The sequence below is a fragment of the Promicromonospora kroppenstedtii genome, from assembly GCF_044389675.1.
Taxonomy (GTDB): domain Bacteria; phylum Actinomycetota; class Actinomycetes; order Actinomycetales; family Cellulomonadaceae; genus Promicromonospora; species Promicromonospora kroppenstedtii.
This window is the reverse complement of record NZ_JBIRYI010000005.1, coordinates 1-13,035: the sequence shown is the minus strand read 5'-3', so window position 1 is coordinate 13,035 and position 13,035 is coordinate 1. Positions and strand designations below refer to the sequence as shown.

Genomic DNA, 13,035 nt, shown 5'->3' with positions numbered 1-13,035 from the left:
GCAGGCTGATCGGCAGAATGTCAGGTGATCGGCAACTCGAAATGCCGACCACATGACATTCTGCCGATCAGCCGAGTCTCGGGCGGGCACCCCGCGCCAGCGCAGTTCCGGCCTGGGGCGGAGTGCGGTTCCGCCTTGCGGCGGATCCCGCCGCCGCCGTCGGCCCCTTAGCGTGACGGCCATGAGCGATCTGGAGGTGCGGGACCTGACCCGCGTGTTCGCCTCGGGCGACACACCCCGGCGGGCGGTGGACGGCGTGAGCTTCACCGCGACGTCAGGCCTGCTCACGGGGTTCGTCGGCGGGAACGGCGCCGGCAAGACGACGACCATGCGGATGATCATGGGCGTCCTGGCGATCACGAGTGGCGAGGTGCTGTTCGACGGCGCTCCGGTCACCCGTCACGACCGCCGCGAGTTCGGCTACATGCCCGAGGAACGCGGCCTCTACCCCAAGCAGCCCGTGCTGGACCAGCTCGTCTACCTGGCGCGTCTGCGCGGTATCGACGCGCCCGCCGCTCGTAGTGAGGTGCTGGAGCACCTCGAGCGGCTGGGGCTGGCCGGACGGGCCAAGGACCACGTGGAGAAGCTGTCGCTCGGCAACCAGCAGCGGGTGCAGATCATCGCGGCGGTCATGGGGCAGCCCAAGGCACTCGTCCTGGACGAGCCGTTCAGCGGGCTCGACCCCGCGGCCGTCGACGCGATGGCCGACCTGCTGCGCGAGCACACCCGGCGCGGCGTGCCCGTGCTGTTCAGCTCGCACCAGCTCGACCTCGTGGAGCGGCTGTGCGAGCGGCTCGTCATCCTCGGCGGCGGCCAGGTCCTCGCGGACGGCACCCCCGACGACCTGCGTGCCAAGGGGGTCACCCGGCACCGGCTCGTGCTCGCGGGCGACGCCGGGTTCGTGCGCGACGTGCCGGGTGTGCTCGCCGTCGACGTCGACGGCTCGTCCGCCCTGGTCGAGGTGTACGACGACGCCGCGGCCACCCGCCTCCTGTCCACCGCCCTGGAGCGCGGCGCCGTCCAGGAGTTCTCCCCCGTACGGCCCACGCTGGCCCAGATCTACCGGGAAGTGACCTCATGAGCAGTGCATGGATGCTGGTGGCGACCCGCGAGATCGTGGTGCGGGCCCTCAACAAGGGGTTCCTGATCGGCCTCGCGGTCACCGTGGCGATGATCGGCGGCCTGATCGGCTTCAGCGCCTACATGGACAGCCGCACCGACTCGTTCGACGTCACCGTCGTGACCGGGGACGAGGCGGCCCTGACGGCCGCCGAGTCGGCTCGCGAGGAGGCCGCGACGGCGGACGAGGGGATCGAGCTCACCGTCCTCCGCGTGGACGACGCCGCGGCGGCCGAGGCCGCCCTCGAGGACGAGACCGCCGACGCCTGGCTCAGCTCCGGCACGACCGGCGCGACGGACGCCGCCGACGACGCCGCGACGGGCTGGTCCCTGTCCGGCTGGCGCGAGCCCGACGGCGGCCTGGCCGACCTGCTGGGGACGACGGTGCGCGACCAGGTCATGGCCGACCGGGCCGCCGGCGCCGGCACCACCATCGAGGCGCTCACGGCGGGCAGCGAGATCGAGACCGAGCGACTCGACGGCAACCCCGTGGACCCGCAGGTCGTGTTCTTCGCCGGGTTCGTGCTGGCGTTCCTGTTCTTCACGGGTGCGGTCGGCTCGGGCGCCATGATCGCGGGCAGCGTGATCGAGGAGAAGCAGTCCCGGCTGGTCGAGATCATCGCGACCGCCGTGCCGCTGCGGCAGCTTCTGGCGGGCAAGATCATCGGCAGCTCCGTGATCGCGCTGGCGCAGAACCTGCTGCTCGCCGGCATCGGGCTCATCGGGCTCAGCTTCACCGACCTGTCGGCGGTGCTGCCCGCGATGACGGCCACGATGATCTGGTTCGTCGTCTTCTTCACCGTCGGGTTCGTCGCCGTCGCGGCCCTCTACGCGGTCGCGGGCTCGCTCGCGTCCCGCACCGAGGACCTCCAGTACACGACGACCCCCCTGATGATGCTGCTCATGGGCGTCTACATCGTGACGTTCTCGGCCGACGGCGTGCTCGAACGGGTCCTGTCGTACGTGCCGCCGGCGTCCATCGTGTCCATGCCGGTGCGGGTGCTCAACGGCGACGCGCTGTGGTGGGAGCCGATCGTCTCGCTCCTCGTGCTCGTGGTCACGACCCTCGGAGCCGTGCTGCTCAGCGAGCGCGCCTACCGCGGCGCCCTGATGCAGACCGGTGGCCGGGTCACGTGGAGGTCCGCCCTGGCCCCGGACAAGGGCACTACCCTCGGGGCGTGACCGAACGCACCCAGCCCGACTCCGCCGCGCCCGGGAGCTCCGATCCCGAGAAGGTGCACACCTTCGACCTGATCGACGAGGTCCCGGGCGCGTTCCGCGACGGGGCGGACCCGGACGGCACCGGACCCGACGACACCGACGGCGCCGACACCGACGCAGCGGCAGAGCCGGAGGCGGAGGCCGCGCCCCGCGTGCCGGGCCGGGCGGCGGTGGCGCTGGCGGGCGCGCGGTCCGCCGTCGGGCGGACGGTGCGGCGCGGCGGGGCGGCAGTGCGCCGGCGGGTGCCCGCCACCCGCCGCGGCAGGGCGTTGCTGGCGGGTGGTACCGCCGCGGTGGTCGTGGTGGCGGTCGTGGCCGGGGTGCTGGTCGACGGCGCGCTGCGCGAGCGCGCGCTGCTCGCCACGCCGTCCGGCACCCGCAGCCTGGCGGAGAAACCCACCGAGCAGTGGTCGGTCGAGCTGGAGAACCCGATCTCCGCGACCCTGGTCCGGATGCCGGGTGTGCTCGCGGTCGTGGGTGACGCGAAGGTCCAGGGCCTCGACCCGGCGACGGGCGAGGTGCGGTGGACCGTGGACGTCGCCGACGCCGTGGACTGCGGCCCGCTGGGGACGCTCGGCGTCGGCGGCCCGCTGGGGGCGCTCCCGGTCGAGAAGCTGGTCTGCGTCACGACGTCGGAGGACGGCGACCGGGGCGTCACGGTGATCGAGCCGGACGGCGGATCGACCACCCGCGAGCTGGACCCAGGCGCGATGGTGCAGCCCGCGCCCGACGGCGGCCTGATCCACCTCGAGCTCGCGGGCGGCGAGCACGAGCAGGAGCCGGTCGTGGTCGACAAGGTGGGCACGCCGCACCTGCCCAAGGGCTTCGTCGCGCCCGACCTGACGGTTCGGGTCGAGGACGCGGCGACCGGCGCGGAGCGCTGGAGCGCGGACGTCGCCGCCGGCCCAGCAGACGCGAACCTGTGCGTCACGTACACCTCCGGTCCGGAGGACCCCGACACCCCCACCCCGGTGCTGGACCTCGCCGGTTCGGTCTACGGCGACCTGAGCAACGGGGTGCTGGAGATCGACGGCTGCGGGGTCTCGGCAGCCTTCCTGCTCGACGGCACGCGCCTCGACGACCCGAAGGACATGACCGACGCACCGGCGGGCGGGGTGACGGGATCGTTCACGGCGCTGCCCGACGGGGGCTGGGCCGGGCCCGACCCGGCGGCGGCCGCCGCCGGGACGGCCGGCCAGGTGGTGCACCTGCCCGACGGCGAGACCCTGAGGCTCGACGGTCAGGTACTCGTGCCGTGGGCCACGGACGGCCGGGACCCGGGCCTGCTGCTGGAGCGGGTGGGCGTGCACACCGAGGCCCGGTCCACCGAAGGGCGCGACGCCGGGGAGCAGCTCTGGAACGCTCCGGTGCTCCGCGCCACCGACCTGCTCGCCCGGGTCGCCGGCACCGGCGTCGTCGTGGACGAGCTCGGACCGGTGCGGGGGATCGACCTCGGCACGGGGGCGGAGCGCTGGACGCTCGACCCCGACGTGCTCGGCCTCGGCGACGGGACGTGGGACGTGAGCTCGCTGGTCTTCGGGGCCTTCACGGACGGCGACACCCTGCTGCTGCCGGTGTCCGGCGACCCCGCCGGCGGCGACTCGGGGCTGCGTCTGGTCGCGATCGACCTGCGCGACGGCTCGGTGCGCTGGGAGATCGACCAGGACACCCCGTACACGCAGCTGGTCAGCGTGGACGGCTATCTCGCGCAGATCACCCAGCAGGGCGTCGTGGGACTGGGGTGACTCGCGGATGACGCGGCTAGGATCCGGCCATGCCGCGGCCTGACCAGCAGGAACCCGTCGTCTTCGAGCTGGTCGAGGGCGAGGGGCCGGACGGTGTGGCGGCGCCCGTCGGCGCGCCCCCGGCGGACTCCCCCGGGCGGCGCCTGCCCCTGCTGCCGCGGCTGTCCCGCCGCACCTGGCTGGTCGCCGCGGCGGTCGTCGCCGTCGTCGTGGCGGGCACGACCACCGTCGACCTGGTGCGGGGCCACCTGCGCGCCGAGCTGATGCGCACCTCGCCCGTCGGGGTGGCGTCGCTGGCCGAGATGCCCGAGCGGGGCTGGACCGTGCCGTTCGACGTCCCCACGCCGCCGAGCGACGAGGCGTACGTGGACCAGCCGCTCGTGACCATGGACGGGCTGCTGGTGCTCCCGCCGGGCAGCGCGCAGAGCTACACCGTGGACCCGTTCACCGGCCTGGCCGAGGCAGTCCCGGTCGGGTTCGACGACGTCGTCGCGGTTGACCCGGACTCGGGCGAGGTCGCCTGGCGGGTGCCCCTGAACGAGGCCCCCGTGTGTGGGCCGACCAGCCCGGACGCGTCGATGTCCGTCGACGCGCTGGTGTGCGTGCACGGCCCGGAGGACGCCCGCGAGGTGGTTACCGTCGCGCCCGACGGCGCCACCCGGTCCCGGCCGGCGGACCCGGCGGACGGCGAGCAGGTCTTTCCCGGCCCCGACGGCATGCTGGTCCGGGTCACCCGCACCGGTGGCGGCGCCGCTGCCGAGGAGGTGCTGTGCGACGATCTCGGCACGTGCACGCCGTCGGTCCTGGAACGGGGCCGGGACGTGCGCGTCGTGGCCGAGGACGCCGCGACCGGCGCGGAACGCTGGGCCACCACCGTCGAGTTCCGGCCGACGGAGACCGTCAACTGCCAGCAGCAGGTCGCCGACAGCGGGCGGACGACCGTCGACACGTACCGGGTCACGATGCGCACCGGGGCCGAGTCGGTGGCCGTGGACGGCTGTGGTGTCGCGGCGACGCTGTCGACACGGGGAGTCCGGCTCGACCTCGCCGGCGAGTCCGGCGACGACACCGGCGGTGCGGGTGACGCGGGCGCCGAGGTACCGGCGTCGTCGGCCTGGGTGACCGAGATCGGTGCGGGCCTGTTCGCCGTCGAGACGGGCTCCACGGAGACCCTCGTCGTGGACGACGAGGGGCAGGTCCTGCGGACCCTGCCGGGGTGGGTGCGGACCGAGACCATCATCTCGCCCGACGCCCCCGACGACCTCTGGTTCGTCACCAGGACCGGTGGCTACGGGTTCGACGCGGTGCGCAGGGACGGCTCGGTGGCCTGGACGGACCGGAAGAGCCAGGGCATCCTGCTCGTCGGCCGGGACGTGGTGGTCGCGGACCGAGGGGGCCGGGTGGTCGGGCTGGCCCGCGAGACCGGGGACCAGGTCTGGGCCTGGGACGGCGGCGACACGACCGGGATGGCCCGCTACCGGACGCTGACCGACGGGCGGACCGTGGCCATGGAGCACCTGCCCCAGGACGGCAAGCTCGGCGGCCTGATCGTGGCGCTCGACCTGGGCACGGGTGAGAAGCGCTGGATCGCACCGGTCGCGGGCACCGCCGTCGCCGTCGACGGCGAGCTCGTGGAGATCAGCAAGGACGGTCTGACCGGCCTGGACTGACGCCCGCAGGGGGCTGATCCGAGGCGTCCCGCGGCGTTACGCTCGCCGCATGGCGCGCGATCCGGACGACGGCGCTGCGTTCGTCTTCGATCTGGTCGACGACGACGCGGCCGATGCCGGCGCGACCCGGACGGTCGGCGTCGACGACCGGGACCGCCCGGCCGACGGCGCCGACGGGAACGACGACGGCACGGACGGGCTCCCGGCGGGCGCGCAGGCGGCGGGCGGCCAGGTACTGACGTGGCGCCGGGCCGCGCCGGTCCTCGCGCTCGTCGCCGTGGCGCTGGGCACGGGCCTGGGGGTCGACGGCGCACGCGACGCCGCCCGGATGGACCGGATGCGTGAGGTGCCAGGGGGCGTCGCGGACCTGTCCGTGCCGCTCGGCGAGGTGTGGTCCTGGTCCGGGAAGGTCGACGTCGGCGAGGGCACCACCGACGTCGCCGTGCTCGGTGACGCGCTGGTGTTCGAGTCCGAGGGCGAGCTGGTCGCGCTGGACCCGGCCACGGGTGAGGAGGCCTGGACGGTCGGGCTCGGCGAGGGCGCGGAGTGCGGTCCCACGGTGTCGCCCGTGTGGGACGACCCGGTGACCCCCGCCCTGGTCTGCCTGCAGGAACGGGGTCGGGACACCGAGGTGTTCGTGGTGGGCCCCGACGGCGCGGCCTCGCGCCCGCGGCTGCTCGACGCCGCGGACACGAGGGAGTTCGGGTCGCCCCACACCGGGCCGGACGGCACGGTGCTGCGCGCGCGGCGCACGGGACCCGAGACGCGGCTCCCGAGCGACGTCCGGTGCGACACGTCGGGCGAGTGCTCGGGGAGCGTCACGAACGGTCGTGACCTCGTGCTGCGCGCCGAGGACGCCGTCACCGGCGAGGAGCGCTGGCGGGTGACCATCCCCTTCCGCCCCACCGAGGCCACGCTGTGCACCAGCACGTTCGGCTCGGCCTGGGGCAGCTCGGGCAACCGCATCCACCTCATCGGCCAGCTCGCGCCCGACGCCTTCGGCGCTCGCGTGCGCGCGGACCTCGTGAACGTGGAGGGCTGTGGCGTCCAGGCGGCGGTCACGGCCTCGGGCGTGCTGCTGGGCAGCAGGCTCGAACCGGGGTCCGGCGTCGTCGGCCGCCTCGACTCGGGCGGCTACCTCGGCATGAGCTGGGACGACGTCGCGCGCACCCTGATGTACGCCGCCGACGGCACGACGGTCGGGGAGGTCGCCGGGTACGTCATCACGCCCAAGGCCACGGACCGGACCGGCGCCGACACCCTGCTGGCGATCGACGAGCCGCGGCGTCGCCTCGCGGCCCACGACGCCGACGGGTCCGCGCGCTGGGACATCGCGCTCCAGTCCGGCGGGCAGGAGTTCCTCGCCCAGGTGGGCGAGACGGCCGTGATCACCAGCGGCGCCGGGACCGTCCGCGGGCTGGACCTGGCCACGGGCGAGGAGCGGTGGCTCTGGGACGGCTCGGACCCCGACGAGGAGACGGACGGCGGCTACTTCGGGACCGCCTACGTGGTCCAGGCGTTCACCGACGGCGAGGTCGTGCTGCTGCTCGCCGAGGGCAGCGGCACCGTGGCGCGAGGCATGGTGGCCCTCGATGCTGGCACGGGCGAGCTCCTCTGGGAGGAGGCCGGCGGGGCCCGCACCACGCTCGACCCGCACGACGGCGACGTCGTGCGGCAGGGCGTGACCGGCGACCTGATCGCCGTGGACGGGCACCTGCTGGAGGTCGGGTCGCTCGGCGTCCGCGGTCTCGGATGAGAGCGCGCGCCGGGCGACATACCCTCGACGACATGGTGCGCGAGCCGGGCGATGGCGGTCGGATCGTCTTCGACCTGGTCGACGACGACGTGGGGGACCCGGCGACGCCGTCCGTCCGCGCCCGCGCCGCAGAACCGGCGGCTGCCGACGGGGACGGCGACCCCGACGGTCCCGGGCCGGGCGAACCCCGGTCGCCGTCGGGCCGTCCGGACCGCAGGCTGCGTGTCCTCGGGCCGGTGGCCGCGGTGCTCGCCGTGGTGCTCGGTACCGGCCTGGCCGTCGAGGGTGCCCGGGACGACGCCCGGATGGAGCGGATGCGTGACGTGCACGGCGGCGTCGCCGACGTCTCCGCGCCGTTGAGCCAGACCTGGCGGTGGGCGGGGCTCGTGGGCTCCCGCGAAGCCGTGGACGAGGGGCGCGGGAGCGAGGTGGCGGTGCTCGGCGACGTCCTCGTGCTGCGGTCCGACCGCGAGCTCGTCGGGCTGCGCCCGGAGACGGGCGAGGAGGCGTGGACCGTCCCGCTCGGTGAGGACCCGGACTGCGGGCCCCTCGGCGCCGCGGGATGGTCGCGGATCGCGACGGCTTCCCTGGTCTGCCTCACGGGTCCCGCCGAGGACCGGTCCGTCGTGGTCGTCGGGCCGGGCGGCCGGGTCTCGGTGCCGCGGGGCCTCGCGCCCGCGGACACGGAGCGGTACGGGCAGCCCAGGCCCGGCCCGGACGGGACGGTGCTGCGCGCGCGGCGCACGGGCCCGGCGTCCGCCGTGGACCGGGGCGACGCCCGCTGCACCGACACCGGTGAGTGCGAGGGGACGGTGGAGGCGGGCCAGGATCTCGCCGTCCGCGCCGAGGACGCCGTCACGGGGGCCGAGCGCTGGAGCGTCGAGGTCCCGTTCCGGCCCACCCGGGCCGACCAGTGCAACAACTGGCTCGGCACGTCCTGGGACGGTTCGCCCAACGCCGTCGACCTCGGCCAGATGATCGACCCGGGGGTGTTCGGCGCGCGGATCGACCCCGACCTGGTGCAGCTGTACGGCTGCGGCATCGAGTCCGCCGTCACCCCGGGCGGGGAACAGGTCGGCACGGGGGTGCAGCCGGGCAGGGGCGGTGTGGACATCCTGTCCACGGGCGGCTTCACCGAGGTCATGTTCGACGACGAGGTGCGCACCGTCGTGTACGACGCCGACGGCCGCGTCGTCGCCGACGTCCCGGGGTACGCGGTGGAGCCGGCCGTGTCCGACGGCTCCGGCTCGGGCACGCTGCTCGCCGTGGGTTCCCCCGATGCCGTCCTGCGTGCCTACGACGCCGACGGGACGCTCCGCTGGCGGACGGCCGCCCGGGCGGGCGGCCAGCGCTTCCTCGCCGAGGTCGCCGGGACGATGCTGGTGATGACCGGCGTCGGTGACGTCCGGGGGCTCGACGCCGCGACCGGCGCGCCGCTCTGGCGGTGGGACGGCACCGGGGCCACGGGCGACCACAGCGAGGACCACTACGTGTCGCAGACCTTCACGGACGGCGAGTCGGTGCTGCTGGTCACCGAGAACGGCTCCGGCGGCACGGGTCTGGTGGCGCTGGACGCGGCCTCCGGCGAGGTCGCCTGGGAGCAGCACGGCGACACGACGCAGGGCGGGGGCCTCGCCCAGGGGTTCGACACCTCACTGGTGGCCGTGGACGGCCGGCTCCTGGAGGTCACGCCGTCCGGCGTCCGCGGGCTGGGCTGACCGGACCGGATGAGGCCCGGCGCTCTGGGTGAGCCGCGGCCCTCCGCGGCATACGCTCGGACGTATGGCTCGTCACGAGGACGACGACGCTTTCGTCTTCGACCTCGTCGAGGACGAGGGGGACCGGGACGCGCCGCCAGCCCCGGCCCTCGCCGAGCTGCAGGACCGGGCCGGTCCGGGGGCCGCCCCGGACCCGGAGGGCCCTCCCGCGGCCTACCCGGCGGACGCCGCGCGCAGCTCGGTCGGGCTGCGGCGGGCGCTCGCGGCCGGGGCGGTCCTGGCCACGGTGCTGGGCACCGGCGTCGCCGTCGACGCCATGCACGACGCCGCCCGGGCCGAGGAGATCCGGGACGTGCGCGGCGGCGTGGTGGACGTGTCGGCACCGCTCGACGAGGTGTGGGAGTGGAGCGGCGTCGTCGGCTCCCGCAGGGCGTTCGTCGAGGGCGAGGGCAACCAGGTCGCGGCCCTCGGCCCCCTGCTCGCGTTCGAGTCCGCCGGGGGCCTGCTCGCCCTGCGCGCCGCCTCCGGCGAGGAGGCGTGGACGGTGCCCCTGGGCGCGGACCCCGACTGCGGGCCCACCGGCTATCTCGGCTGGTCGGACGTCGAGACGAAGATCCTCGTCTGCCTGCAGGGCTCCGGCGCCGCCCGCGAGGTCTTCACGGTGGGACCCGACGGTGTGCCCTCCGACCCGCGCGTGCTCGGCGCGGAGGACGAGCAGCGCTACGGCTACGCCCGGCCCGGGCCGGACGGGACCGTGCTGCGCGCCCGGCGGGTGGGCCCCGAGCCGACGGCGCCGGAGGGCGCCCAGTGCCCGGACGAGGGGGAGTGCAGCGGCACGGTGACGGCCGGCCGGGACCTGCTGGTCCGCGCCGAGGACGCGGCCACGGGCGAGGAGCGCTGGCGCGCGACCGTGCCGTTCCGCCCGATGGCGGCCGAGGGCTGCCGCGCCGGCCCCGCCCTGCCCTGGGACCGGACGGACGACATCGTCAGGACCGGTGAGCGCCTCGACGCCGAGGGGTTCGGCGCCCGGATCGAGCCTGCCCTCGTGCAGCTGTGGGGCTGCGGCTTCCGGGTCGGCGTCACCACCGACGGCGCGGTGCTGCCGATGGCGGGCGTGCCCGGGTTCGGCTGGGTGTTCGGGCTGGACACGGGCGGGTACGTCGCGCAGACCGTCGCCCAGCGCTCCGACGGCACGATGGACAGCACGCTCTTCACCGCGGACGGCGACGTCATCGCCCAGGTGGCCGGAAGCCTGAACCGCCCGCGGACCACCGATGCGCCCGCCACGGCGACGCTTCTCTCGACGGACCCGCCCGGCGGGCGGCTGCGGTCGTACACCCCGGACGGCGCGCAGCGCTGGGACGTCGCGGTGCGGGACGGCTCCGCGCAGTACCTCGCCCAGGTCGACGACACGGTCGTGACCACGACCTGGACCGGCGACGTCCGCGGGATGGACCTCGCCACGGGTGCCGTGCGCTGGACCTGGCGCACCGCGTCCGGCCTGTACGACTGGCCGTACGAGAGCGGCTACGTCTCTCAGGCCTTCACTGACGGGCAGTCCCTGCTGATGCTCCTGGAGAGCGGGTCGGGCGACACCGAGCTCGTCTCGCTCGACATCGCCTCCGGCGAGCTGGTCTGGGACGGGACGTCGTCGCACGTGCTGACGGAGCGGCTGGACACGATGCTGCTGGCGGTGGACGGGAACCTGCTGGAGGTCTCCCAGGTGGGAGTCCGCCGGCTGGGCTGACCCACGTCGGTGTCGCTTCGCGACCGCCGCCGGCTGACGTCCGAGGTTCTGTTCAAGCCACGATGTTGCAACGTTTCAAGCTCATTTCCCACGGGCAGGAGCTCGTGGTCTGAACAGATCCTCGGGTGCGAACGGTGCGGCGCACGGCGAGGCGCGGATCGCGACCGGCCGGTGATGCCCGTATCAGACGTTCAGCGGCGACGGAGAACTAGGGTGGGCCCATGGTGAGAATCGGCGCGCACGTGGACCTGGCCGACGCGATCGGGGCGGCGAAGACGCTCGACGCGGACGCGGTGCAGGTGTTCCTCAGCGACCCCCAGGCGTGGAAGGTCCCGGACCTGCCCTACGAGGGCGGCGCGGAGGCGCTCCGGGCCGACGCCGCTGCGGCCGACCTGGACCTCTACGTGCACGCGCCGTACGTGATCAACGTGGCCTCGACCAACAACCGGATCCGCATCCCGAGCCGCAAGCTGCTGCAGCAGATCATGGACGGGGCGGGCGCGATCGGCGCGAAGGGCGTCGTGGTGCACGGCGGGCACGTCACGGCGAACGACGACCCGGCCAAGGGCTTCGACAACTGGCGCAAGGCGATCGACGCGCTGGAGACCGACGTCCCGGTGCTCATCGAGAACACGGCGGGCGGCGACCACTCGATGGCGCGGCGCCTGGAGCGGATCGAGCAGCTCTGGGCGGCCGTGAGCAAGGCGGACGGCGGGGCTGACGTCGGCTTCACGCTCGACACCTGCCACGCCTGGGCCGGCGGCATCGACCTCGCGGCGGCCGCCGACCAGATCCGCGCGATCACGGGCCGCATCGACCTGGTGCACGCCAACGACTCGCGCGACGAGGCGGGCTCGGGTGCGGACCGGCACACCAACTTCGGCCAGGGGCAGATCCCCCAGGACCTGCTGATCGGCGTGATCGCCGCGGCGGGCGCCCCCGTGATCTGCGAGACCAAGGGCGACATGGCGCCGGACATCGCCTGGCTGCGCGAGAACCTGGGCTGACACCAGGCCCTGGCGGCCGAGCCTGCTCCGGTGGTCGAGCCTGGCGGGACCACCTGGCAGGATCAGACGCATGGCAACGACGCAGCGGGTAGTGGTCACGGGCGCGAGCGGCAAGCTGGGCCGGTTCGTGGTGGAGCACCTGGTGGACTCCGGGTACGACGTCGTCGCGACCGACCGGGTGCCGCCCGAGCAGGGCGGTGCGGGCCGGTTCACGGTCGCCGACCTGACCGACCTCGGGCAGGTGGTCGAGCTGCTGTCCGGCGTGGACGAGGGCCGCGCGGCCGACGCCGTCGTGCACCTGTCCGCCATCCCCGCGCCCGGGCTGGCGACCAACGCCGCGACGTTCCGCAACAACGTGCCGAGCACCTACAACGTGCTGCGCGCGGCCCAGGTCGTGGGTGTGCGGAACGTGGTCACGGCGTCCTCCGAGACCGTGCTCGGCCTGCCGTTCGACGTGCCGCCGCCGTACGTCCCGGTGGACGAGGAGTACGACGTGCTGCCGCAGTCCACATACTCGCTCGGCAAGTCGCTCGAGGAGGAGATGGCCCGGCACTTCACGCGCTGGGAGCCGGAGCTCAAGGTGGCGGCACTGAGGTTCTCCAACGTGATGCGCCCGGAGGACTACGCGCGCTTCCCGTCCTGGCAGGACGACGCCGCGGCCCGGCGCTGGAACCTGTGGGGCTACATCGACGGGCGCGACGGGGCCCAGGCCGTGCGCCGCGCCCTGGAGGCGGACTTCACGGGGTTCGAGGCGTTCGTCATCGCGAACGACGACACGGTCATGGAGCGGGACTCGGCGGACCTGGTGGCCGAGCAGTTCCCCGGCGTGCCGCTGCGTCGTCCGCTGCAGGGCCGCGAGACCCTGCTGAGCATCGACAAGGCCCGCCGGGTGCTCGGTTACGCGCCGCAGCACCGCTGGCAGGACGAGGTCTGACGCCCGGGCCGCCCGCGCCTAGGTGTACTCGGCCATGACGTTGGTGACGTTCGGCTTGTAACGCAAGGAGGCCTCCTGGCTTAGTGGAGCTGTCTAGTTCTTCACTGCCAGGAGGCCT

The 13,035-nt window shown here is 74.5% G+C and carries 9 protein-coding genes; all 9 read left to right on the top strand.

Annotated elements, in window-relative coordinates:
- Nucleotides 1-181: 181 nt before the first annotated feature.
- Complete coding sequence (locus ACH47X_RS09240) at nucleotides 182-1,081, top strand: ABC transporter ATP-binding protein (protein WP_397403519.1); 900 nt, start codon at nucleotides 182-184, stop codon at nucleotides 1,079-1,081.
- On the top strand, nucleotides 1,078-2,301 hold the full coding sequence (locus ACH47X_RS09235) for an ABC transporter permease (protein ID WP_397403517.1): 1,224 nt from the start codon (nucleotides 1,078-1,080) through the stop codon (nucleotides 2,299-2,301). The genes ACH47X_RS09240 and ACH47X_RS09235 overlap by 4 nt, the downstream gene beginning before the upstream one ends.
- The gene (locus tag ACH47X_RS09230; protein WP_397403515.1) at nucleotides 2,298-4,085 is read left to right on the top strand and encodes an outer membrane protein assembly factor BamB family protein; all 1,788 of its coding nucleotides are present in this window, start codon (nucleotides 2,298-2,300) and stop codon (nucleotides 4,083-4,085) included. Before ACH47X_RS09235 ends, ACH47X_RS09230 begins: the two co-directional genes overlap by 4 nt.
- A 29-nt stretch (nucleotides 4,086-4,114) precedes the next feature.
- Nucleotides 4,115-5,755, top strand: a complete 1,641-nt coding sequence (locus tag ACH47X_RS09225) for an outer membrane protein assembly factor BamB family protein (RefSeq protein ID WP_397403513.1) — start codon at nucleotides 4,115-4,117, stop codon at nucleotides 5,753-5,755.
- Between the two features lie 49 nt (nucleotides 5,756-5,804).
- Nucleotides 5,805-7,511: an outer membrane protein assembly factor BamB family protein gene (locus ACH47X_RS09220; RefSeq protein ID WP_397403511.1), complete on the top strand. Its 1,707-nt coding sequence runs from the start codon at nucleotides 5,805-5,807 to the stop codon at nucleotides 7,509-7,511.
- 32 nt (nucleotides 7,512-7,543) lie between these two features.
- Nucleotides 7,544-9,229 carry an outer membrane protein assembly factor BamB family protein gene (locus ACH47X_RS09215; protein ID WP_397403509.1) on the top strand — a complete coding sequence of 562 codons (1,686 nt, stop codon included), beginning with the start codon at nucleotides 7,544-7,546 and terminating at the stop codon, nucleotides 9,227-9,229.
- 64 nt (nucleotides 9,230-9,293) lie between these two features.
- Nucleotides 9,294-10,976, top strand: a complete 1,683-nt coding sequence (locus ACH47X_RS09210; protein WP_397403506.1) for a hypothetical protein — start codon at nucleotides 9,294-9,296, stop codon at nucleotides 10,974-10,976.
- A 221-nt stretch (nucleotides 10,977-11,197) separates the two neighbouring features.
- Nucleotides 11,198-11,983, top strand: coding sequence for a deoxyribonuclease IV (locus ACH47X_RS09205; protein WP_397403504.1), 786 nt, complete (start codon nucleotides 11,198-11,200; stop codon nucleotides 11,981-11,983).
- A 70-nt stretch (nucleotides 11,984-12,053) separates the two neighbouring features.
- Nucleotides 12,054-12,917, top strand: coding sequence for an NAD-dependent epimerase/dehydratase family protein (locus ACH47X_RS09200; protein WP_397403502.1), 864 nt, complete (start codon nucleotides 12,054-12,056; stop codon nucleotides 12,915-12,917).
- Nucleotides 12,918-13,035: the final 118 nt, after the last annotated feature.

Bases quoted from the DNA above. Each gene is read 5' to 3' on its own strand.
- ACH47X_RS09215 (WP_397403509.1), top strand. From the start codon at position 7,544: ATGGTGCGCGAGCCGGGCGATGGCGGTCGGATCGTCTTCGACCTGGTC.
- ACH47X_RS09225 (WP_397403513.1), top strand. From the start codon at position 4,115: ATGCCGCGGCCTGACCAGCAGGAACCCGTCGTCTTCGAGCTGGTCGAG.
- ACH47X_RS09220 (WP_397403511.1), top strand. From the start codon at position 5,805: ATGGCGCGCGATCCGGACGACGGCGCTGCGTTCGTCTTCGATCTGGTC.
- ACH47X_RS09235 (WP_397403517.1), top strand. From the start codon at position 1,078: ATGAGCAGTGCATGGATGCTGGTGGCGACCCGCGAGATCGTGGTGCGG.
- ACH47X_RS09210 (WP_397403506.1), top strand. From the start codon at position 9,294: ATGGCTCGTCACGAGGACGACGACGCTTTCGTCTTCGACCTCGTCGAG.
- ACH47X_RS09200 (WP_397403502.1), top strand. From the start codon at position 12,054: ATGGCAACGACGCAGCGGGTAGTGGTCACGGGCGCGAGCGGCAAGCTG.
- ACH47X_RS09240 (WP_397403519.1), top strand. From the start codon at position 182: ATGAGCGATCTGGAGGTGCGGGACCTGACCCGCGTGTTCGCCTCGGGC.
- ACH47X_RS09205 (WP_397403504.1), top strand. From the start codon at position 11,198: ATGGTGAGAATCGGCGCGCACGTGGACCTGGCCGACGCGATCGGGGCG.